The sequence below is a fragment of the Burkholderia sp. Bp9031 genome, from assembly GCF_003857965.1.
GTDB lineage: Bacteria > Pseudomonadota > Gammaproteobacteria > Burkholderiales > Burkholderiaceae > Burkholderia > Burkholderia ambifaria_A.
This window is the reverse complement of the sequence record NZ_QTPW01000098.1, coordinates 1-641: the sequence shown is the minus strand read 5'-3', so window position 1 is coordinate 641 and position 641 is coordinate 1. Positions and strand designations below refer to the sequence as shown.

Here is a 641-nt window from a genome sequence, read left to right as displayed (position 1 = left end):
CGCGTCCTTCATCGCCTGTGATCGCCAAGGCATCCACCACATGCACTTGTTCGCTTGACCCTATAACGAGTCTGTCTTGCGACAGTTGCGACAGTCGCTACAGGTTGAGTTCTCGCGTTGTGCCGTATTCCAAAATCGAGCCGAACAATGAAGTTCGAATCATCTTGAGATACATCGATACAATCACAACCCGGATAGCTTTCACGTCCATCTCAAGACGCTTCCGCTATCCAAATTACTTACTTCTTCCAGATTGTTAAAGAACGACAGCCGATACATACTACGTATCACTCTGACTGGCTCAATCGCCAATGACAAAGATTCGACCAAGTCGAACGCTTGTCATTGAAGATTGGTGGAGGCAGACGGGATCGAACCGACGACCCCCTGCTTGCAAAGCAGGTGCTCTCCCAGCTGAGCTATGCCCCCATGAGTACAGATAACCTCAGGTACCTACCGCCAGACAATGGTGGGTCTGGTTGGATTCGAACCAACGACCCCCGCCTTATCAAGACGGTGCTCTAACCGACTGAGCTACAGACCCCTGAGTCTGTCTTTAAATTTACAGCCGATAAGCGTGAGCGCTCAATTTTGCGAGAAGCTCTGGAAAGGAGGTGATCCAGCCGCACCTTCCGATACGG

Annotated in this window: 2 tRNA genes; both read right to left on the bottom strand. The window is 50.9% G+C overall.

The features are described 5' to 3' along the window. Positions 1 to 353: 353 nt before the first annotated feature. Positions 354 to 429 (bottom strand) — tRNA-Ala (locus tag DIE15_RS36675). 38 nt (positions 430 to 467) lie between these two features. Continuing rightward, positions 468 to 544, bottom strand: a tRNA-Ile gene (locus DIE15_RS36670). Positions 545 to 641: the final 97 nt, after the last annotated feature.